The 22,037-nt window shown below is 65.8% G+C and carries 15 protein-coding genes and 1 tRNA gene; 10 read left to right on the forward strand and 6 right to left on the reverse strand.

The window, feature by feature from the left end:
* Positions 1 to 23 precede the first annotated feature (23 nt).
* Positions 24 to 1,463, reverse strand: coding sequence for a DUF3662 and FHA domain-containing protein (locus tag H292_RS0117815; RefSeq protein ID WP_020112264.1), 1,440 nt, complete (start codon positions 1,461 to 1,463; stop codon positions 24 to 26).
* Positions 1,464 to 1,642: 179 nt separating this feature from the next.
* Here H292_RS0117815 and H292_RS0117820 point away from each other — a divergent pair.
* From H292_RS0117820 to H292_RS0117835, 4 genes are all read left to right on the forward strand, one after another.
* Positions 1,643 to 1,725: transfer RNA gene (locus tag H292_RS0117820), tRNA-Leu, on the forward strand.
* Positions 1,726 to 2,228: 503 nt separating this feature from the next.
* The gene (gene gltB / locus H292_RS0117825) at positions 2,229 to 6,818 is read left to right on the forward strand and encodes a glutamate synthase large subunit (RefSeq protein WP_019665028.1); all 4,590 of its coding nucleotides are present in this window, start codon (positions 2,229 to 2,231) and stop codon (positions 6,816 to 6,818) included.
* Positions 6,811 to 8,262: a glutamate synthase subunit beta gene (locus H292_RS0117830; RefSeq protein ID WP_020112265.1), complete on the forward strand. Its 1,452-nt coding sequence runs from the start codon at positions 6,811 to 6,813 to the stop codon at positions 8,260 to 8,262. Before gltB ends, H292_RS0117830 begins: the two co-directional genes overlap by 8 nt.
* 243 nt (positions 8,263 to 8,505) lie before the next feature.
* Positions 8,506 to 9,432 carry a cutinase family protein gene (locus tag H292_RS0117835; RefSeq protein ID WP_020112266.1) on the forward strand — a complete coding sequence of 309 codons (927 nt, stop codon included), beginning with the start codon at positions 8,506 to 8,508 and terminating at the stop codon, positions 9,430 to 9,432.
* Here H292_RS0117835 and H292_RS0117840 read toward each other — a convergent pair.
* Positions 9,405 to 10,097, reverse strand: a complete 693-nt coding sequence (locus tag H292_RS0117840; RefSeq protein WP_019665025.1) for a TetR/AcrR family transcriptional regulator — start codon at positions 10,095 to 10,097, stop codon at positions 9,405 to 9,407. The genes H292_RS0117835 and H292_RS0117840 overlap by 28 nt on opposite strands.
* 201 nt (positions 10,098 to 10,298) lie before the next feature.
* Between H292_RS0117840 and H292_RS0117845 the strand changes: the two genes are divergently transcribed.
* The 5 genes from H292_RS0117845 to atzF are packed head-to-tail and all read left to right on the forward strand — an operon-like array spanning position 10,299 to position 16,968.
* The gene (locus H292_RS0117845) at positions 10,299 to 11,840 is read left to right on the forward strand and encodes an amino acid permease (RefSeq protein ID WP_020112267.1); all 1,542 of its coding nucleotides are present in this window, start codon (positions 10,299 to 10,301) and stop codon (positions 11,838 to 11,840) included.
* Positions 11,841 to 11,845: 5 nt separating this feature from the next.
* Complete coding sequence (locus tag H292_RS0117850) at positions 11,846 to 12,637, forward strand: urea amidolyase associated protein UAAP1 (RefSeq protein ID WP_020112268.1); 792 nt, start codon at positions 11,846 to 11,848, stop codon at positions 12,635 to 12,637.
* Positions 12,637 to 13,257 carry an urea amidolyase associated protein UAAP2 gene (locus tag H292_RS0117855; protein WP_027498899.1) on the forward strand — a complete coding sequence of 207 codons (621 nt, stop codon included), beginning with the start codon at positions 12,637 to 12,639 and terminating at the stop codon, positions 13,255 to 13,257. The genes H292_RS0117850 and H292_RS0117855 overlap by 1 nt, the downstream gene beginning before the upstream one ends.
* The gene (locus H292_RS0117860; RefSeq protein WP_020112270.1) at positions 13,254 to 15,296 is read left to right on the forward strand and encodes a 5-oxoprolinase/urea amidolyase family protein; all 2,043 of its coding nucleotides are present in this window, start codon (positions 13,254 to 13,256) and stop codon (positions 15,294 to 15,296) included. Before H292_RS0117855 ends, H292_RS0117860 begins: the two co-directional genes overlap by 4 nt.
* Positions 15,283 to 16,968: an allophanate hydrolase gene (gene atzF, locus H292_RS0117865; protein ID WP_020112271.1), complete on the forward strand. Its 1,686-nt coding sequence runs from the start codon at positions 15,283 to 15,285 to the stop codon at positions 16,966 to 16,968. Before H292_RS0117860 ends, atzF begins: the two co-directional genes overlap by 14 nt.
* Before the next feature lies 1 nt (position 16,969).
* On the opposite strand, the gene H292_RS0117870 is transcribed toward atzF, so the two are convergent.
* On the reverse strand, positions 16,970 to 18,475 hold the full coding sequence (locus H292_RS0117870; protein WP_019665019.1) for an MFS transporter: 1,506 nt from the start codon (positions 18,473 to 18,475) through the stop codon (positions 16,970 to 16,972).
* Between the two features lie 101 nt (positions 18,476 to 18,576).
* Between H292_RS0117870 and H292_RS0117875 the strand changes: the two genes are divergently transcribed.
* Positions 18,577 to 18,873 (forward strand): putative quinol monooxygenase, encoded by a 297-nt coding sequence (locus H292_RS0117875; protein WP_019665018.1) that lies wholly within the window; start codon positions 18,577 to 18,579, stop codon positions 18,871 to 18,873.
* On the opposite strand, the gene H292_RS0117880 is transcribed toward H292_RS0117875, so the two are convergent.
* From H292_RS0117880 to H292_RS0117890, 3 genes are all read right to left on the reverse strand, one after another.
* Positions 18,856 to 20,340 (reverse strand): hypothetical protein, encoded by a 1,485-nt coding sequence (locus H292_RS0117880; protein WP_020112272.1) that lies wholly within the window; start codon positions 20,338 to 20,340, stop codon positions 18,856 to 18,858. The two genes, H292_RS0117875 and H292_RS0117880, sit on opposite strands and share 18 nt — an antisense overlap.
* A 115-nt stretch (positions 20,341 to 20,455) precedes the next feature.
* Positions 20,456 to 21,052 carry a histidine phosphatase family protein gene (locus H292_RS0117885; RefSeq protein WP_019665016.1) on the reverse strand — a complete coding sequence of 199 codons (597 nt, stop codon included), beginning with the start codon at positions 21,050 to 21,052 and terminating at the stop codon, positions 20,456 to 20,458.
* Positions 21,053 to 21,056: 4 nt separating this feature from the next.
* A complete protein-coding gene (locus tag H292_RS0117890) occupies positions 21,057 to 21,959 on the reverse strand; it encodes a LysR family transcriptional regulator (protein WP_231383867.1) in 903 nt (300 codons plus the stop codon).
* Between the last annotated feature and the right edge of the window lie 78 nt (positions 21,960 to 22,037).

Below are 22,037 nucleotides of genomic sequence, written 5' to 3' on the forward strand. Positions count from 1 at the left end.
GATCACCATACGGGTGAGGTGCGTCAGACGATGCGGACGAGGATCTCCGAGTGACCAGCGCGAATGACGTCGCCGTCGGCGAGTTGCCAATCCTGGACCGGTGATCCGTTGACCGTCGTTCCGTTGGTGGATCCGAGGTCGGAGAGCATCGCCACCCGGCCGTCCCAGCGGATCTCGACGTGCCGGCGGGACACGCCGGTGTCCGGGAGACGGAACTGGGCGTCCTGGCCACGTCCGATGATGTTCTGGCCGTCGCGGAGCTGGAAGTACCGTCCGCTGCCGTCCTCGAGTTGCAGCGTTGCCGTCAGGCCCTGGCTGTCGGAGTACGCGGGCTCGTCGTAACCGTAGGCAGGCTGCTGATACCCCGCGGTGGGGTACTGGCCCTGGGGGTACCCGTTCTGCTGCGGCGGGTAGTCGTACGCGGGCTGCTGGTAGCCGGCGGGTTCGGCGTACGCCTGCTGGTCGTAGCCCTGGTCCGCGTATGCCTGTTGGCCGTAGTTCTGCTGTCCGTATGCCTGCTGGTCGTAACCCTGGCGTCCGTACGACGGATCGGAGTAGGCCTGGCCGCCCTGATCACGTGCAGCCTGCTCATGCCCTGCCTGCTCGTACCCGTTCTGATCCGCGTACGCCTGCTGGCCGTATGCCTGCTGGTCGTATCCCTGATCCGGATACTGCTGGTCGTAGCCCTGATCTGCGTACTGCTGGTCGCCGTACGCCTGGTCGTCGTGGCCCTGGCCGTAGGACTGCGGGTCGTACTGACCCTCCTGGACGGGTGCCTGTGCTGCCGGGGCGCCGTAGCCGCCTCCGTACGGCGCACCGTTGCGGTAGCCCTGGTCTGCTGCTGCGCGCGGATCGCGTCCGTTCTGCTGTGCGTACCGAGGATCCTGACCCGGCGCCGGGTATCCGCCGCGTGCGCGAGGGTCGGGGCGAGAGCCGTCGGCCGGGTCGCGTTGCGGGTCGTAACCTGGGTTCTGCGTCATGTGGCCGGCTCCTGATGTCGACTTAGGTGGGGCGGACGGGCGCGGGGGTCGCGGACCGGGTGCTGCAGGTTTCTGTGGCGCGGCACCGGCTGCAGTCGGTGATCGTCCCACATCGGGGTCGACCGAACCACTGGCCCGGAACTGGCCGGTGTGCAAAGTAGGGGACGGCTCGAAGCGAACCACGATCTCTCCGTACGTCTGCCAGCCCTGATCGCGTATGTAGTCGCCCAGGTGGCGGGAGAATGCCTTCATGGTCAGGTCCTGGTCCGCGGCCAGTTCCTCGTGATCGGAGCTGTTGATGGTGATCACATAGCTGTTGGGGGCGAGATAATGACCACCGTCGAGTGGTCGGACTCTGTCCGACGCCTCCTGCTGAAGTGCCGCCTCGACCTCTTGGGGAACGACACCGCCGCCGAACACTCGGGCGAAGACGTCGCCCACTGCGCCCTGGAGCTTTCGCTCGAAACGCTGGACAATGCCCATGGTGACCTCACTTCCCGGTCGTGCTTCGTTGGATTGCGCCTCAGGCGCGTGTCGCCTACAGGTCGTCGTCTCAGCATGATATACGTTGCCGCTCGGAGCCTGTCGGTGCTGCAGTCGGCCGACGAACGGGCACGATTTTCATGCAGCGATATCTGCGTGTTAATGTTCACCGGTCGCCCGGGCGGGTGGCGGAATGGCAGACGCGCTGGCTTCAGGTGCCAGTGTCCTTCGGGACGTGGGGGTTCAAGTCCCCCTCCGCCCACAACACTGGCCGCAGCTGATTCACTCGCTGCGGCCAGTAGTCATTTTCGGGGTAGTGCGTCCAGGACGCGTCCGATCGGATCGAAATTTCCTCCGTGTAATTACCGGATCCTCTTCCAGTACCGCAGAACTCGCCGCGAACGCGGGCCGATGAGGGTATTTTTCGAGTTCGAACGATCATCGAGCGAGCCAGGGGGGCGCAATGCGGGGGTCAGGGAATTGTAAAAGCCCAGGTAGAGAGCCTGAATAGGCTTACCTTATTTGCAGGTTGGCCTAGGTGCTGACTTATCGTTTGTTGTTGGACCGACGTACCCAATTGTCGATCCGCCCGAAAGGCACCTTCGTTTCACCGTTTCGAGCGCACCCGCTCGACGTTATCCGAAGATCGCCTCCGGTGGTGCTGCTTCAACGGCGAACGGCACCGAATAGCCGTCCGCGACGGCCGGTTATCTGTGCCGCGCCGATCCGACGTACTTGAAGGCTGGACTTATCCGAAGGCTAGGTATGAAGCACACTCCGGGCCCCCAAGGCCTCTACGACCCCCGCAACGAACACGACTCCTGTGGTGTCGCGTTCGTGGTGGACATGCATGGTCGTCGTAGTCGAGACATCGTCGAGAAGGCCATCACCGCGCTGGTCAACCTCGAGCACCGGGGCGCCGCCGGCTCCGAACCCAACACCGGTGACGGCGCCGGAATCCTGATCCAGGTACCGGACGCGTTCTTCCGTGCCGTGGTCGATTTCGAGCTGCCCGCCGCTGGTTCGTACGCCACCGGAATCGCATTCCTGCCGCAGGGCAAGAAGGACGCCGCCCGCGCGAGCGACGACGTCGTCCGCATCGTCGAAGAAGAGGGCATGAAGGTCCTCGGATGGCGTGAAGTTCCCACCGACGACTCCTCCCTCGGGGCGCTCGCGCGTGACGCGATGCCGACGTTCCGTCAATTGTTCTTCGCCTCGCCGGATGGCTCCGTTACCGATCTGGCTCTCGAGCGCGCCGCGTTCGTCATCCGTAAGCGCGTCGAGCACGAGCTCGGCGAAGAGGGTGCAGGCAAGGACGGGCCCGGCCGCGAGACCGTGTACTTCCCGTCGCTGTCCTCGCAGACCTTCGTCTACAAGGGCATGCTGACGACGCCTCAGCTCAAGGGCTTCTACCTCGACCTGCAGGACGAGCGCGTGGAAAGCGCTCTCGGCCTTGTGCATTCGCGCTTCTCCACCAACACGTTCCCGTCGTGGCCGCTGGCGCACCCGTTCCGCCGCGTCGCGCACAACGGTGAGATCAACACCGCCACCGGTAACGAGAACTGGATGCGCGCCCGTGAGGCACTGATCACCTCCGACGTGTTCGGTGGATCCGAGGCCCTCGAGAAGATCTTCCCGGTCGTTACCGAAGGCGCAAGCGACACTGCACGTTTCGACGAGGTGCTCGAGCTTCTGCACCTCGGCGGCCGCAGCCTTCCGCACGCCGTCCTCATGATGATCCCCGAAGCCTGGGAGCGTCACGAGTCGATGGACCCCGCTCGCCGGGCGTTCTACAAGTACCACTCCTCGCTGATGGAGCCGTGGGATGGACCGGCGTCGGTGTGCTTCACCGACGGCACCGTCATCGGCGCGGTCCTGGACCGAAACGGTCTGCGCCCCAGCCGACTCTGGGTCACCGACGACGGATTGGTCGTCATGGCCTCCGAGGTCGGCGTCCTGGACATCGATCCGGCGAAGGTGGTCCGCAAGGTTCGTCTGCAGCCCGGCCGTATGTTCCTGGTGGACACCGCGCAGGGCCGCATCGTCTCCGACGACGAGATCAAGGACGAGCTCGCCGCCGAGCACCCGTACCAGCAGTGGCTCGACGAAGGTCTGACCTCGATCGACGACCTGCCGGACCGCCCGCACGTGCACATGCCGCACGACCGCGTTCTCATCCGTCAGCAGATCTTCGGCTACACCACCGAGGAGCTGAACGTTCTGGTCTCGCCGATGGCGAAGACCGGCGCCGAGGCCATCGGTTCGATGGGTACCGACACTCCGATCGCCGTGCTGTCGGTTCGTCCTCGGATGCTGTTCGACTACTTCTCGCAGCTGTTCGCCCAGGTCACCAACCCGCCGCTCGACGCGATCCGCGAGGAGATCGTCACCAGCCTCGGCGGAACGATCGGACCCGAGGGCGACCTGCTCAACCCCGGCCCCGACGCGTGCAAGCAGATCGTGCTCCCGCAGCCGATCCTGCACAACGACGACCTGGCCAAGCTCGTCCACATCAACGACGAGGGCACGCAGGAAGGCCTGCGCTCGGTCGTCGTGCGCGGCCTCTACCCCGTCGCCGAAGGTGGCGAAGGTCTGCAGAAGTCGTTGGAGGCCATCCGCGCTCAGGTGTCCGCCGCCATCTCCGGTGGCGCACGGATCATCGTGCTGTCGGACCGTGAGTCGAGCGAGAAGCTGGCCCCGATCCCGTCGCTGCTGCTGACCTCGGCGGTGCACCACCACCTCGTTCGCGAGAAGACGCGTACCAAGGTCGGCCTGATCGTGGAGTCCGGTGACGCCCGCGAGGTGCACCACATGGCTCTGCTCATCGGCTTCGGTGCCGCTGCGGTCAACCCGTACATGGCGTTCGAGTCCATCGAGGACATGATCGAGCGCGGCGCACTGACGGGCATCGAGTTCGACAAGGCCGTCTCCAACTACATCAAGGCCGCAGGCAAGGGCGTGCTGAAGGTGATGTCCAAGATGGGCATCTCCACCCTCGCCTCGTACACCGGCGCACAGCTGTTCCAGGTCATCGGCCTGTCGCAGGGCCTCGTCGACGAGTACTTCACCGGTTTGAACAGTCACCTCGGCGGTATCGAGCTCGAGCAGATCGCACAGGATGTGGCCACCCGCCACGGCATGGCGTACCTCGAGAACCGTCAGGAACGTGCACACCGTGAACTCGAAGTCGGCGGTGAGTACCAGTGGCGTCGTGAAGGGGAGTACCACCTCTTCAACCCCGACACCGTGTTCAAGCTGCAGCACTCGACCCGCACCGGTCAGTACGACATCTTCAAGGAATACACGAAGATGGTCGACGATCAGTCCGAGCGCCTCGCGTCGCTTCGCGGTCTGTTCCGCTTCAAGACCGAAGAGCGCCAAGCGATTTCCATCGACGAGGTGGAGCCCGCATCGGAGATCGTCAAGCGATTCTCGACGGGTGCGATGAGCTACGGATCCATCTCCGCCGAGGCTCACGAGACTCTCGCGATCGCCATGAACCGCCTCGGCGGACGCTCCAACTCCGGTGAGGGCGGCGAGAGCGTCGACCGCTTCGAGCCCGACGAGAACGGCGACTGGCGTCGTAGCGCGATCAAGCAGGTGGCGTCGGGACGTTTCGGCGTCACCTCGCACTACCTGACCAACTGCACCGACATCCAGATCAAGATGGCGCAGGGCGCCAAGCCCGGTGAGGGCGGCCAGCTCCCGGCGCACAAGGTGTACCCGTGGGTCGCCGAGGTTCGCCACTCGACGCCCGGTGTCGGCCTCATCTCGCCGCCGCCGCACCACGACATCTACTCGATCGAGGATCTCGCTCAGCTGATCCACGACCTGAAGAACGCCAACCCGCAGGCACGCATCCACGTGAAGCTGGTCTCCGAGGTCGGTGTCGGCACGGTCGCGGCCGGTGTCTCGAAGGCACACGCCGACGTGGTGCTCATCTCCGGCCACGACGGCGGTACCGGCGCAACGCCGCTGACGTCGGTCAAGCACGCAGGTGGACCGTGGGAGCTCGGCCTCGCCGAGACCCAGCAGACGTTGCTGCTCAACGGTCTTCGTGACCGCATCGTCGTGCAGGTCGACGGCCAGCTCAAGACCGGCCGCGACGTCATGGTCGCCGCACTGCTCGGCGGCGAGGAGTTCGGATTCGCGACCGCGCCTCTCGTCGTGTCGGGCTGCATCATGATGCGCGTCTGCCATCTCGACACCTGCCCCGTCGGTGTCGCGACGCAGAACCCGGTGCTGCGCAAGCGTTTCGCAGGCAAGCCCGAGTTCGTCGAGAACTTCTTCATGTTCATCGCAGAAGAGGTTCGCGAGCTTCTGGCCGAGCTGGGCTTCCGCACGCTCAACGAAGCCGTCGGCCAGGTCGCTCTGTTGGACACCACCGCTGCGAAGGAAGCGTGGAAGGCGTCCAAGCTGGATCTGTCGCCCATCCTCGACGAGGTCGAGTCGGCGTTCATGAACCAGGACCTCTACAACACGGGCGTCCAGGATCACGGACTCGACAAGGCGCTGGACCAGCAGCTCATCGTGCAGAGCCGCAATGCTCTGGACAGGGGCGAGAAGGTCACGTTCGAGTCCAAGATCACCAACGTCAACCGCACCGTCGGCACCATGCTCGGACACGAGTTGACCAAGGCATACGGCGGAGTCGGCTTGCCGGACAACACCATCGACATCACGTTCACCGGTTCGGCCGGTAACAGCTTCGGCGCGTTCGTGCCGTCGGGCATGACCCTGCGCCTCAACGGCGACGCCAACGACTTCGTCGGTAAGGGCCTGTCCGGCGGACGCATCATCGTGCGGCCGTCGCTGAACGCTCCTGCAGGATTCGTCGCCGAGGACAACATCATCGGCGGCAACGTCTTCCTGTTCGGCGCGACGCAGGGTGAGGCTCTGATCCGCGGTGTAGTCGGCGAGCGTTTCGCGGTCCGTAACTCCGGTGCCGTTGCCGTCGTCGAAGGCGTCGGTGACCACGGCTGCGAGTACATGACCGGTGGAAAGGTCGTCATCCTCGGCGAGACCGGCCGCAACTTCGGTGCCGGTATGTCCGGCGGCGTGGCGTTCGTCTTCGATCCGAACAAGACGTTCGAGGCGAACCTCAACACCGAGCTGGTCGACATCGAGAGCATCGAGGGCGACGAGTTCACCTGGCTCAAGGAAATCGTCACTCGTCACCACGAGGAAACGGGATCCGATGTCGCGGAGCGCATCCTGGCGGACTGGTCACAGCAGGTGAACCACTTCGTGAAGGTCATGCCTCGCGATTACAAGAAGGTACTGCTTGCCATCTCCGAGGCCGAGAAGAACGGCGCGGACGTGGACGAGGCGATCATGGAGGCAGCTCGTGGGTGACCCACAGGGATTTCTGAAGAACACCGTCCGCGAACTGCCGAAGCGTCGGCCGGTCGACCTGCGGCTGATGGACTGGAAAGAGGTCTACGAAGACTTCCCGAAGGACACTCTGCAGACCCAGGCCAGCCGGTGCATGGACTGCGGAATTCCGTTCTGCCACAACGGCTGCCCGCTCGGGAACCTGATTCCCGAGTGGAACGACCTGGTCTTCAAGGACCGCTGGCGTGAGGGAATCGACCGTCTGCACGCCACCAACAACTTCCCGGAGTTCACCGGGCGGCTGTGCCCGGCGCCGTGCGAGGCGTCGTGCGTTCTGGGCATCAACCAGGATCCGGTGACGATCAAGCAGGTCGAGGTCGAGATCATCGACAAGGCCTTCGAGGAAGGCTGGGTCACCCCGGTCTACCCGACGCACCTGACCGGCAAGACGGTCGCCGTCGTCGGCTCCGGTCCTGCGGGTCTCGCTGCAGCGCAGCAGCTGACGCGTGCCGGCCACACCGTGACGGTGTTCGAGCGTGCCGACCGCATCGGCGGACTGCTGCGCTACGGCATCCCCGAGTTCAAGATGGAGAAGCGCCACATCGACCGCCGTCTGGCGCAGATGGAGGCCGAGGGCACGGTGTTCCGCACCGGCGTCAACGTCGGCGTCGACATCACCGCCGACGAACTGCGCGCGGAATTCGACGCTGTCGTTCTCTCCGGTGGCGCCACCGCGTGGCGCGACCTGCCGATCGAAGGCCGCGAGAACGAGGGCATCTACCAGGCCATGGAGTTCCTGCCCCACGCCAACCGCGTGCAGCAGGGCGACTTCGCCGAGCCTCCGGTCAGCGCCGAGGGCAAGAAGGTCGTCATCGTCGGCGGCGGCGACACCGGTGCGGACTGCCTCGGTACCTCGCACCGTCAGGGCGCGGCAAGCGTTCACCAGTTCGAGATCATGGCGCGTCCGCCGGAAGAGCGTGCAACGTCCACTCCGTGGCCGCTGTACCCGCTGATGTTCCGCGTCGCGTCGGCGCACGAAGAGGGCGGCGAGCGCGTGTTCTCCGTCAACACCGAGCGTTTTCTCGGCAAGGACGGCAAGGTCACCGGACTCGAGGCTCACGAGGTCGAGTTCAAGGCAGGCAAGTTCGAGAAGGTCGAGGGCAGCGAGTTCACCCTCGAGGCCGATCTCGTCCTCCTCGCCATGGGCTTCGTCGGGCCGGAGAAGCCAGGCCTGCTCACCGATCTCGGTGTGGACCTGAACGAGCGCGGCAACGTCAAGCGCTCGAACGAGTGGGTCACCAACGTTCCCGGCGTCTTCGTCGCCGGTGACATGGGCCGCGGCCAGTCGCTCATCGTGTGGGCCATCGCCGAGGGTCGCTCCTGCGCAGCCGCTGTCGACACCTTTCTGCAGGGTGCCACCGCACTGCCCGCGCCGATCGTCCCGACCCAGGCGCCGCAGAGGTAGTTTCTTCTCGCTTCGGCATGAATGCGCCACCGCAACCGTCAGACGGCTGCGGTGGCGCATTCATGCGTTTGGGGGCCGGTCGAAAAGCACGTTTCACGCGCTGAAACCTCGTTTTCGTTCCCGTATGTGAACCTTCATGAATTTAGGTAACCTGCGTTTACCGATTGGGCATCGATTCGACATCAGGCACTGGAATTCTCACAGTGAGTTGTCGAATGTCCGCTGACGCAGTGAGGCCGCACCATGCGCGTGAAGAAGCTTGTCGCCACCATCGGATCCGTGTTGACGATCGCTGCCGGGTCGGCGGCGATGTCCACCGTCACTGCCAGCACGGCGTCGGCGGATCCGGCATCGTGCCCCAGCATGTACGTAGTCGCGATTCCGGGCACGTGGGAGACCAGTTCGGGCGCTGCGCCGCGGCCGGGGATGCTCACTGCCGTCACCGACCGCATCGCGAGCAGCGATATCCGAACCGACTACGTGTCCTACCCGGCGACGGCGTTTCCGTGGGAAGGCGGCATCTACGGCGAGTCGCGTGCAATCGCCACCGCCAACGCGGGCGGCATGCTGAAGTCCGTGGCCGACCGTTGTGGCGCAACGAAATTCGGCATCATCGGATACAGCCAGGGCGCGGATGCCGCAGGCGACCTCGCGGCGTCGATCGGTACCGGCCTCGGCGTGGTTCCGGCGGACAAGGTCGTCGCGGTGGGGCTGATCTCCGATCCCAAGCGGTCCGACGCCGATGCGCTGGTCGGGCCCGAGGTCGTCGGCACCGGTGTCGGTGGGCCTCGGGTGGGCGGGTTCGGATACGTCAGCCCGGTCGTCCGAACGTTCTGTGCGGTCGGTGACCTGTACTGCTCGACACCGAAGGACGACTACGTGGCGCGGCTCGCGGGTTTCCTTGCGGTGTCGTCGGATCCGAGCCCGGACGTCGCAGCGAAGGCACAGCAGGATGCACAGATCCTGCTCGGTGACATCGCGTCGGCCGGCGGGCTCCCGGTTCTGCAGGGGCAATTGTCGGACCAGGCGAACGAGCAGCGGCGCCGTGAGATCGAGGCGTTCTACCGCTCCGGAATTCACCAGGAATACGCGTCGTACGCGGTGGATTCGAGCGGTGTGAGCGTGACGACGTGGCTGGCGAACTACCTCGTGGGTGCGTCGGGCACGTGATCGGCCGCATACTCCAGTAGCGGCCTGGCCTGGGTGTGCAGCTCGTCCACCGAGCCGGTCCAGCCGAGTACCCGGACCGCTGCTTCCGCGACGACGCGGGCGTAGTCCTCTCCTGACGCGTCGCGGCCACTCTCGGCGTCGGCACGACCGTTGACGACGGTCTCGACGAGCCGGAACGGCAACTCCTCGGTGCCGGGCAGTGCAGCCGTCGTTCCGTGGAGAACCTCGGCTGCTATCGAGGCGTAGCGGTCCATCAGTGCGTGCCGGTGTGCACGGAAGGTATCGAAGCGAGGTTCGCGGATCTCCGGGAGTAGATACAGCGCACCGAGGTTCCACCGGGATCGGCAGAGCTGGTCGGCGTCGAACAGTGCGAGCGCGTACATCTTGACCGCAGCGGCCGCGTCGGAATCGGCGATGCGCTGTGCGACGGCCAGTGGACCGTCGACGGTTCCGCTCAGCAACAGACTCAGCAACTCGTCCTTGTTGGCGAAGTGGTGGTACAGCGACGCCTGACGCATGCCCACGGCGTCGGCGATCATGCGCGTGGACGTGTTGGTGAAGCCGCGGGTGGTGAACAGCTCCGCCGCGGCGTCGAGGATTTCTTCGAGAGCCGTGTCTCCTGGCCGCTTCTTGGTACTGAGCCTCGGTCGGCCTGCGGTGGTCATGGGTCCATCCTGGCATCGACGACGCGGCAGTGAAGTTTCTGTCATTCGATAGAAACCTGCGAAACGTAGTTGTTTCATCGCTGTCACTCGTGGGGCACCTCGGGCCGGAAAACTATCGACTGACAGAAAAGCCCGCACCGGCAGCGCAGACGGGCGGTCAGGCACCTTCCCGCAGTCACTCTTTCTCTCGAGGAGACATCCATGAGCTCGACTACTCTGCCCGCACCCGAAGGGTCCTCGCCACCGCGCAGTGACCACTCCGATCTCGCGGAGCTCGGATACGAACAGCAACTGCACCGTTCGCTCGGTAAATTCGCCTCGTTCGCGGCGGGGTTCTCGTTCGTCTCGATTCTCACCACGATCTTCCAGCTGTTCGCACTCGGCTTCAGTTTCGGCGGCCCCGCGTTCTTCTTCACCTGGCCGCTGGTGTTCCTCGGCCAGTTCATGGTTGCGCTGAACTTCGCGGAACTTGCTGCCCGGTATCCCATTTCAGGCGCCATCTACCAGTGGGCGCGCAGGATGGGCGGTGAGATCGTCGGCTGGTTCGCCGGCTGGTTCATGATCATCGCGCAGATCGTCACGGCGTCGGCCGCGGCGATCGCGCTGCAGGTGGTTCTGCCGAGCATATGGAGCGGGTTCCAGATCGTCGGCGACGATCCGGCACTGACGTCCCCCAGCGGTGCCACCAACGCAGTGGTCCTCGGGTCCGTGTTGCTCGTCCTGACGACGACCATCAACTCGATCGGCGTGAACTGGATGTCACGCATCAACTCGATCGGTGTGACGTGCGAGATCGTCGGAGTCATCGCCCTGGTACTCGTGTTCTTCACCCACGCACAGCGCGGACCCCAGGTCGTCCTCGACACCGGTGCCGCGGGAGCCGAACCCGGTTACATCTGGGCGTGGATCGTCTCGGGACTCATGGCCGCCTACGTGATGGTCGGATTCGGTTCTGCCGGTGAGCTTGCCGAGGAAACCCACAACCCGCGTCGGGTCGCGCCGCGTACGATCAGGCTTGCGTTGTCCGCGTCGGCCCTCGGCGGTGGGCTGATGATCGTCGGCGCACTGATGGCGGCACCGTCGCTCACCGACGGCAATCTCGCGACGCTCGGCCTGCCTTACGTCATCGACTCCATCCTGACGTCGCCGTGGGGCACGGTCCTCCTGATCGACGTCGCCATCGCGGTGTTCATCTGCACGTTGGCCATCCAGACCGCTGCCTCGCGACTGATGTTCTCCATGGCCCGTGACGGACGACTGCCCGCGTCGGACATCCTGTCCAAGGTGAACTCCAAGACCGGAACGCCCATTGCCCCTTCGGTTCTCATCGGACTGGCCTGTGTCGCGGTCCTCGCGGTCAACGTCGGCAACGCCGCCCTGTTCACGACCCTCACCAGTGTCTGCATCGTTCTGATCTACCTCGCCTACATGATGGTCACCGTCCCACTGCTGGTCCAGCGACTGAAAGGCTGGCCCCGCGGCGGAGTGCAGGTGGATGCCGAAGGAAAGAAACTCTTCACCCTCGGCTGGCTCGGTATCCCTGTGAACATCGCAGCAGTTCTGTACGGCGGGCTGATGGTGGTCAACCTGTCCTGGCCGCGTGCCGAAATCTTCAATCCCACCGGGGAATACCCGATTCTGCAGTGGGCCGCCCCGCTGACCGTCCTGGCCGTCGTGGTGGTGGGCATCGCCTGCTTTCCCCGCGCCAAAGCACACCCACGACCCGTCACGATCGGAGCGTAGAACACATGAGCACAGCAACCACCCACGCCGCCAAGGAACATGCTCGCTCGCAGGCCGCTGAGGTCGACGCCCCCACCGGCCCCGACGGTGTGACGCTCACCTGGGCCGAGACGATTCCCGGCGGCCGGTATTCCACCAAGGTCCTGGCCCGCGGTACACGGCTGCGTTTGCGCGACGTCGACGGCGCCGCCTGCGCCCACCTGCTGCTCTACCGCGCCGATGCCCCGTGGGAGAGACTCAATGCGGCCGACACGGTGAAGGTCCCGTGGCAGGCGTACGTCACGACGGGACATCCGCTGCTGTCGGACCAGGGCAGAGTCCTCGCCACCGTCGTCGCGGACAGTTCGGGTCGTCACGACGCGCTGTGCGGAACCACCTCGGCAGCAACGAATGCGGCGAAGTACGGGACCGGGGCGCTGCATTCCTCGTCGCCGGCGGGCCGCGAGATGTTCACCGTCGGCGCTGCCAAGAACGGTCTGGAGCCGCGCGATCTGCCCCCGTCGATCTCGTTCTTCCACGGGGTACGCGTCGAGGCCGACGGCGCACTCACCAGCACCGGCTCGGCCGGCCCCGGCACCGAAGTCGATCTACTGATGCACCTGCCGGTCGTCGTGCTGCTCGCGAACACCGCGCACCCACTCGACCCCGCGGACACGTTCGGTACGACGGCGCTCGACGTCACCGCCTGGGATGCGTCGGAGGAGTTGCTCGGACTGGCGAACACCGAACCGGAGTACGAACGCGCGGTATGGAACACCGACAGCGCCTGGAACGCGCTGAACCCGAAAGGTGCATGATGACAACGACACTCGGATCAGTGGTACTGGACCAGGTCGCCGACGCCCGGGGCCCCTGGTCGGCCGTCGTGAAGGCAGGCGATGTCCTGACGATGATCGACCTGCACGGCAACCAGGCCGTGGACACGTTGCTCTATGCCGCCGACGATCACGCCGTCCGGTACTCCGCCGCGGCGACGGTCACCTCCCAGCGCAACCTGTTCCTCACCACCGGAACCGTGCTGCGCAGCGATGATTCGACACCGCTGATGACGATCGTCGCCGACGAGGTCGGTAACCACGACACCGTCGGCGGCGCCTGCTCGCAGGAGTCGAACACCCTGCGGTACGGCCACCACACTCGGCACCAGCACGCGTGCGTGGAGAATTTCCTGATCGAGGGCGCCAAGTGGGGACTCGGCAAGCGAGACATGGTGTCCAACATCAACTTCTTCATGAACGTTCCCGTCGACGCGGACGGCACGCTCGGCATCGTCGACGGTTTGTCTGCGCCCGGGAAGTCACTGTCCTTGCGAGCCGAGGTGGACACTCTGGTTCTGGTCTCGAACTGCCCGCAGATCAACAACCCGTGCAACGGGTTCGACCCGACGTCGGTTCGTCTGGTGGTGACCAGGCCATGAGCACCACCAAGATGACCGTCGTGCGGCCGGGCATGCTGACGACGGTGCAGGACTGGCCGGGACGCGTCGGCTACTGGAAGGTGGGGGTTCCTCCGTCCGGACCGATGGACGATCTGTCGTTCCGACTGGGCAATGTGGCCCTGGGCAATCCCGAGGGCGCCCCGGGTCTCGAGTCCGCGATGGCCGGCCCGGCGCTGACGTTCGACGCCGATACCTACGTGTGCGTCACCGGCGCGGACGCTCGTGTGCGGATCGACGGGACCGACGTGCCTCAGTGGCGGCCCGTCCTGGTCTCGGCCGGTGCGGTGCTGGACGTCGGACCCACCACCGGCGCAGGCCTGCGTGTGTACGTGACGGTGCAGGGAAGGATCGAGGTGGACGACTACCTCGGCAGCGCAGCCACATTCACGCTCGGCAAATTCGGGGGCCACCGCGGCGGCACCCTTGCCGAAGGAGACGTCCTCGAGGTCGCCGGGGGCGCCGGTCGAGACGGCATTCGATCCATTCCGATGGAACATCGGCCCGTCCTGACGACGACGTGGGACATCGCGGTGACCGAGGGGCCGCACGGCGCGCCCGAGTTCTTCACCCGCGCGGACATGGACACTCTGTACGCGACGCGGTACGAGGTCCACTTCAACTCCGACCGCACCGGTGTGCGCCTCATCGGTCCCAAACCGGAATGGGCGCGCGAGGACGGCGGTGAGGCCGGACTCCACCCGTCGAACATCCATGACAACGCGTACTCGGTAGGCGCGCTCGATTTCACCGGTGACACCCCGATCCTCCTGGGGCCCGACGGCCCGAGCCTCGGCGGCTTCGTCTGCCCGGTCACCGTGGTGGCTGCCGAGCGCTGGAAGCTCGGGCAGTTGAAGCCGGGGGACACCATGAGGTTCGTACCGGTGAAGGCAGCGCATGCCGCCGCGCTCGGCGCACTGGGACTCGAACGCAGGGCATCGCTTCCGGTTGTCTTCTCCGCCGGCGGAGACGGGGACGACGGCGTCATCGCGCGCCGCGACGGTGAGACCGCGGTGACGTATCGGCGCTCCGGCGACGACAACGTGCTCGTCGAGTACGGCGACATGAAGCTGGACCTGGCACTGCGCGCACGGGCACATGCGCTGCACCAGCGCATCGAGGCGATCGCCCCGAAGGGACTGCTGGACCTGACACCCGGAATCCGGTCTCTGCAGGTCAAGGTCGACCCGGACGTACTGCCGATCACGACGCTGATGGGGTTGCTCGACGAGGTCGAATCCGACCTCCCCGCCGCATCGGAGCTCGTCGTTCCGTCCCGGACGGTCCGCATGCCCTTGTCCTGGGACGACCCGTCGACCCGCGAAGCCATCGCCCGCTACATGCACGGCGTCCGGTCCGATGCACCGTGGTGCCCGTGGAACATCGAATTCATCCGGCGCATGAACGGATTGGATTCCGTCGCAGACGTGTTCGACACCGTCTTCGCAGCCGACTACATGGTCCTCGGCCTCGGTGACGTCTACCTCGGCGCACCCGTCGCCACCCCACTCGACCCGCGGCACAGGCTGGTCACCACCAAATACAATCCCGCACGTACCTGGACCCCGGAGAACGCTGTCGGAATCGGCGGGGCATACCTCTGCATCTACGGAATGGAAGGCCCTGGTGGTTACCAGTTCGTCGGCCGCACAACTCAGGTCTGGAACCACCGCTATTCCGGCGAAACAAAGTCCACAGGCTCCGGTCCTGCCTCCCCAGGACAGTTCCAACCCGAAAGCCCCTGGCTGCTGAGGTTTTTCGACCGGATTTCGTGGTATCCGGTCGAGCCCGAGGAACTGATGGATCTGCGCGCGGACACGGCGGCCGGGAGAGGCAACGGCGGAGTGGAGATCACCGACGGTGAATTCTCGCTGGCCGAGCACGACGAGTTCCTCGCTGCCGAACACGAGTCGATCGAGCAGTTCCGCACGATTCAGGCGGCAGCCTTCGATGCCGAGCGTGCTGCATGGTCGGCAGCGGGCGAGTTCAGCAAGAAGGAGGGGTCCGATGCAGCTGCATGACAGGATTCGGCAGGCGTACGCGCGAATTGCCGAGGTCGATCGTCCCGAGGTGTGGATCACGCTGCGCAGTGAGGCCGACGTGCTTGCCGATGCGGACCTCGTCGACGCGTCGTTGCCCCTCGCGGGGATGCTCGTCGCGGTGAAGGACAACGTCGACGTAGCCGGGCTGCCGACGACGGCTGCGTGCCCCGAGTTCTCGTACGTGCCCGAGGTGTCCGCGACGGCGGTGGCCCGGCTCGTCGAGCAGGGTGCACTGATTCTCGGCAAGACCAACCTCGACCAGTTCGCCACCGGTCTCGTCGGGACGAGAAGCCCGTACGGGGCAGTGCGATGTGCGTGGGATCCCGAGCGAGTGTCAGGCGGTTCCAGTTCCGGATCGGCCGTGGCGGTCGCGCTGGGAATCGCGGATATCGGAATCGGCACGGACACTGCAGGTTCGGGACGCGTGCCGGCGTCGTTCCACGGTCTCGTCGGGATCAAGACGACTCTCGGGGTCGTTCCGACGACCGGTGTGGTCCCGGCGTGCGTCGACTACGACTGCGTGACGGTGATGGCCGCCGACCTCGACACGGCGACCCTCGCCACCCGCGTCATGGCCGGGTTCGACGAGGCCGATCCACGCAGCCGGTCGTGGCCGGTGGACGTGAGGCTCGCTGCGTCGCCGACGCCGAGGGTGGCGGTGCCCCGAGCCGAGGACCTCGCCGCACTGAGTCCCGAGTACCGCGATGCGTTCGACAGAACGGTGGCCGGCCTGCGGGTACGGGGGATCGAGTACGACACGGTGGACATCTCGCCACTTCTGGACATCGCGACGTTGCTGTACGACGGAGCGATTGTCGCGCAGAGGTATTCGGCGGTGGGAGAGTTCCTGGCCTCGAGTCCTGCGTCAGCGGACCCTACGGTGGCGCGCATCGTCTCCGGGGCCGCCGAGCCGTCGGCGCACCGGTACGTCGACGATCTGTCGACGATTGCCGCAGGCAAGCGCATTGCCGTGGCCCTGCTGGACGGGTACGACGCGCTAGTGCTTCCGACGACGACCGAGCACCCGACGATCGCTGCGGTACAGGCGGATCCGCTTGCCGTCAATCGGCGAATGGGGACGTTCACCAACTTCTGCAACCTACTGGACATGGCGGCCGTCGCGGTTCCGGGAGAGCCGACCGGTGCCGGTGACCCGTTCGGGGTCATGGTCGTCGTACCGGGTTTCCACGATCAGGTCGCCGTGGACATCGCTGCTGCGCTCACCTCGGCCCCGGCACCTGTCCTCGTCGCCGAGGGCATCGATGTTCTCGTCGTGGGAGCGCATCTGAAGGGCTTTCCGGTGCACCACCAGCTGACCGATCGAGGTGCGCGCTTCCTCGGCGACGTCCTGACGTCCGACGCGTATCGCCTGGTCGATCTGGGGACGACGCCGCCGAAACCCGGTCTGGTGCGGCACGCCTCCGGCACCGGGGCTGCGATTGCCGGGGAGTTGTATTGGATGTCCGCGGCGGGTGTGGGCACGTTCCTGGCCGGTCTTCCGGTGCCGATGGGTCTGACGTCGGTGGAACTGTCCGACGGGCGGTGGGTCACGGGTTTCTGCTGCTCGTACGAGGCGGCCGACGCGGCTGTGGACATCACGAAGTTCGGTGGCTGGCGCGCGTACCGCGAGCGCACCCCCGCACCGGTATGAATCAGGTACGACGCAGGAGGCCGTAGACCACGACGGCGGAGACGGCCATGAGCCCTGCGCTCCACACGGCAGCCAGGTTCAAGCCGTCGACGAAGCTCTGTGCGGCGAGTTCGCGCAGCATGTCGTTCAGCGGGGGTGGCAGTAGCTCGGCCACTGCCATTCCGCCGCCGACGGTTTCGGTGGCGGGTCCGGCGATGTCCGCGGGGGTGTTCGGCGGTACCTGGGCGGAGACGCCGTTGCGGTAGACGGTGGATCCGATGGTGCCGAGGATGGCGATGCCGACGGCACCGCCGAGCTCGGCGCCGGTCTCGGAGAGTGCCGATGCTGCACCGGCCTTTTCGGGTGCGGCGGCGGTCAGGACGATGTCGGAGTTGAGGGTGGACGCGGCACCGACGCCGAGGGTGATCAGGGACATTCCGGTGATCAGAAGCGGGATGCCGGAGTTCGAGCCGACGAAGTGCAGCGCCAGCGAACCCACGGCGATGAGCACCAGTCCGCCGGCGATGATGGTGCCCGTCGGGACGATCTTGCTCAGCGTCGGGGAGAAGACGGCACCGACTGCCGCTGCCGCAGCGGGGATCAGCAACCACAGTCCGGCAGCCAACGGGCCGAGGCCGACGAGGAGTTGGAGGTACTGCGAGGCGAACAGGCTGAAGCCGGTCAGTGCGAAGATCACCAGGAACTGGACCAGGACGGCTGCGCTGAATGCGCGTTCGCCGAAGAGTGTCACGTCGATCAGCGGGTCCTTGGCCTTGCGTTGCCGGAGGACGAACAGGAATCCGAGTACCAGCCCGCCTGCCGCCGTGGAGACGGTGGCGACGTCGAAACCTTCCTGTGCACCGTGTTTGATCGCGTAGACGATGCCGAGCATCGCGACGATGGACAGGGCGACGCTGATGGGGTCGAACTTGCCGGGCTCGGGGTCCTTGAACTCGGGAACCAGCAGGGGCGCCGCGACCAGGATCACGATCATCACCGGAATGTTGACGAGGAAGACCGATCCCCACCAGAAATGCTCCAGCAGGAACCCGCCGATGACGGGTCCGATCGCCCCGCCGCCGGCGAAACCTGCCGTCCACAACCCGATTGCTTCCTTGCGTTGCGCGGGGTCGCGAAACATGTTGCGAATCAGAGACAGTGTGCTCGGCGCGATGGTGGCACCGCCGACACCGAGAAGAGCGCGGGCGATCAGGAGCATCTCCGGCGAGGTGGAGAACGCGGCCAGTACCGAGGCGGCACCGAACACGAGGGCGCCGACCATCAGCAGTCGCCGTCGGCCGATCCGGTCACCTACCGACCCCATCGTGATCAGAAGTCCGGCGAGGAAGAACCCGTAGAGGTCCAGAATCCAGAGGGTCTGGTTGCTGCTCGGCTCGAGGTCGGCGGTCACCGCGGGCAACGCGAGGTAGAGCACCGAGATGTCCATCGAGACGAGCAGAATGGGTACGACGAGGACAGCGAGCCCCAGCCAGTCCTTCCGCGTCGCCTTCTCGTGCACGTCGCTCACGATTCCCCTTTGATCTGTTTCAGCCGATGCGGATGCGCTCATGACGGTACCGTCGGACTCGGTGGTTGCCGTACACCCCACCACTGGCGAAAGGGAGAATTGTGCTCAGTGATCTGAAGGTCGTCGCAACGATCACCGCGAAACCCGAATCGGTGGACGTCGTTCGCGCAGGCTTGGCCGAACTCGCGGCGGAGTCACTGCACGAGGACGGCAACGTGTCCTACGAACTGTTCGAATCCGCCGCCGAACGGGGAACGTTCGTGACCATCGAGGTATGGCGGTCCGAGGACGATCTGGACGCGCACATGAAGACCCCGCACCTACAGAAGGCGCTGAGCGAATTCGGCGAGCACTTGGCAGCCCCGCCTGCCATTCACCCGCTACGCGTGGTTCGGTAGCTCCGCGGCTCTTTCCTCGGTTCGCGAGGACGTCCGGTACACGACTCCGGAGACGACGAGCAGCGCGGCGGTCAGCACCAACGCCAGCCAACCGGTCGACGTCATCGACGAGTAACCGATCTCGCGAGCACCCGCCGCGGTGTACGCCATCGGCATGAAGGCCGACAGGTGTCCCCAGATGGCCGCGCTACTGGCCGAGGCAGCGCCGCAGACGACGACCTGGACCACGAGAAGCACCACGTTCACCGCCTGTCCGACGGTCGATCCCAGTACCCGTTGGATGGCACCCGCGGCCGCGAGGTAGGCGCCTGCCGAGACGACGAGGAACGCTCCTGCTCCGATCAGGGCACCGATCGAGGCGTCGGGTGCGGTGAAGGCGAACGCGAGAGCTGCGCACGCTCCGACGGCTGCCACTGCGACGGCGGCGGCAACCCACCGCAGACGGGAGTCGCGGCTCAGGACTCGTACGAGGCTGACGGCGCCGACCGCGCCGACGGCGACGAGTGCTGCGATGAGGTACGGGGCGACCGAGGTCGTGGAACCGGATGTGCCGGAGGCTGCTGCCACGTCGGTCGAATCGTCGGAGGCGGCAGCGTTCCCGCTGTTCAGTTGCTTGGCCGTTGGGAGGCCGGCTGTTGCTTCCTGGACGTTGGTCTGGATGCCGCTGACGATGCCGGAGACCGGTTCCACCGCGGTCACGAGTTGGTCGGTGCCGGCCCGCAGCTGGCCACCGCCGTCGTCGAGCTGTCCCAGCCCGTCCCGGAGCTGAACGGTGGCGTCGCCGATTTGGCTTGTGGCCGAAAGGAATTGGCTCGACGGGTCGTTGAGTTCCCCGGAGAGCTGGCGGGCTCCCGCCTTGAGTGTCTGCAACTGATCCAGAGTGTCGGGGCCGAAGCCCTGGGTGTTCAGAGTGTCGATGACCCCGCGAATCTGGCCGGAGATACCGTCGGATCCGGGGTGGGGGAACGCGTCGACCTGCTGCGCCGCGGCTTCGAGCGATGCGGTGAACTGAGCCTGCTGGGCACCGAATCCGGCGAGGGTGTCCACGACCTCGTCGACGCCTCCGCTGATCTGCGACGCGCCGTCACCGAGTTGGCCGATGCCTGCGCGGTACTCCACGAACCCGTCGGCGAGTTGGACGGTGCCGTCGTGTGCCTGGGTGATGCCGTCGGTGAGCTGCACGACTCCGTCGTTGAGCTGGTTGCCGCCGTCGGTGAGTTGGCTGACGCCTGCAGACAGGAAGCTCACGGGCAGTCCGGCTTCCTGCAGGTTCTTCCGCGAGGTGGCCAGCGGATCACCGGTGGGGGTTTCGGTCGGAGCCTCGGCCGTGGACGCGACCGTGGTCGGCTGGGTGTCCGCAGTCAGGTCGACGCCGGCGCCGAGCGCGAACGAACCAGCAGCCACCAGCGGAAAAGCGATGGCGAGAAGTGCGACGGACGGCCGACGAGTGAGACTGAATTTACCCATAGTGATCCTGAGGCTAACTGCCTCTCGCGAGCCGGTTGACCAGCCGATGAGCGGAAACGGCGTCGAAACCGTCTCTGAACTGCCTGTTTAAGAGGTCTATGAGGATTCCAGCTCGCTACCGGTTGCGTGGAAGCAGGTCCCAGACGTGATGGGTTTCGTTGACCGACGACACGGACCTGGTGCCGTTGCGCGAGAACAGCACTCGGGTGATGGAGCAGTAGTCGATGGGGAAACCGAGAGCTTTCGGAGTGCCGAGGATGTCCTGGAGGAAGATGTTGATGACCCCGCCGTGCGCGAACAGGGCGACGGTGTCGGTGTGTTCGATTCCGTTGACCGCGGCCGCGATACCGCCGAGGACTCGGGCGCGGAAGGCGGCCTCGTCGACCTGCTCGGGCAGATGGCCAGCCTTGATGCGGTCGAACGCGTCGCGGAGTTCGGTGCGTGCATCTTCGATGGGGATGTAGCCGCCGAAGTCGCGGTCGTATTCGGTGATTCTGTCGTCGGTGCCCAGGTCGAGTCCCAGTTGGGCCGCCACCGGGGTGCCGGTCTGCACTGCCCGGAGCTGAGTGCTCGCGATCGTCCGGGTGATGGGGAAGCGGGACAGTGCGTCGGGGAGGCGACCGGCCTGCTCGTGTCCGAGTTCGGCGAGGGGCGGATCGGCGGATTCGTCGGATCGCAGGGGGAGCGCATGTCGAATCAGGATCAGCTGCACACGATCACCTAACCACGAGCGATCTGCCGCTGCGGATCACCATCGTCCGGAAAGCGTGCACCTGCCCGGCTGCCGTCCTGCCGGACCACACCATGCCGATTCTTCGTCGAGCCGCGGGATCGGAGATCTTCACCTCGACGACCTCGGGACCCAGGCCACGGGATCGAGGCAGGATCGCGATGCCCAGGCCCGCGCCGACCAGGCCCCGCACGGTGTGAATGTCTCGGCCTTCGAATTCGATGTCCGGTGCTATCCCGGCGTCGGCCCACAGGTCTTCGCAGATCGACCGCATCCCGTAACCGTGACCCATCGCGATGTAGCTGTCGCCTGCGGTGTCCCGGACGTGGACCGAACGCGCACGCGCCAGACGGTGGTCGGCGGGTACGACGAGGACGAGCCGCTCGTCGTAGAGCTGGAACGAGTTGGCCTCGGTGTGTTCGGCGCTGAGCGAGACGAAGGCGAGATCGGCCAGCCCGTCGTCGAGACGGTCCAGGCACCGTGCCCGCGCGCCTTGATCCAGGTCGAACGTCACCGCCGGGTGGTCCCCGCGAAATTGCCGGATCAACGCCGGAACGATGTCCTCACCGAGGGTGTTCTGGAAGCTGATGGCGATGCGGCCCCGAGCGTTCGCATCGTGTTCCCCCGCGGCGTCGAGGCCGGCTTCGAGGTCGACGGCGACGCGTTGCAGGTACGGGACGAGTATTCGGCCCGCGGTGGTGAGCGCGATACCGCGTCCGCTCCGTTCGACGAGCTGTACCCCGAGGATGCTCGACGCCCGGGCGATCTGCCGGCTGACAGTCGGTTGGGGGACGCCGAGAAGCTCGGATGCTTCGGTCATGTGCTCGGTCTCCGCGACCGCGAGGATCGCCGGTATCAGAGGAAGTAGGTGACGGGCCTCGTCGCGCATGAGCAAATCATAACGCTGATGCATGAATTCGAACCCGATCATGCATTGGACCGTGATAGTTTCCCGGCCTAACGTTGC

Origin of the sequence: Rhodococcus sp. 114MFTsu3.1 (assembly GCF_000383555.1) — a bacterium.
GTDB classification, from domain to species: Bacteria; Actinomycetota; Actinomycetes; order Mycobacteriales; family Mycobacteriaceae; genus Rhodococcoides; species Rhodococcoides fascians_E.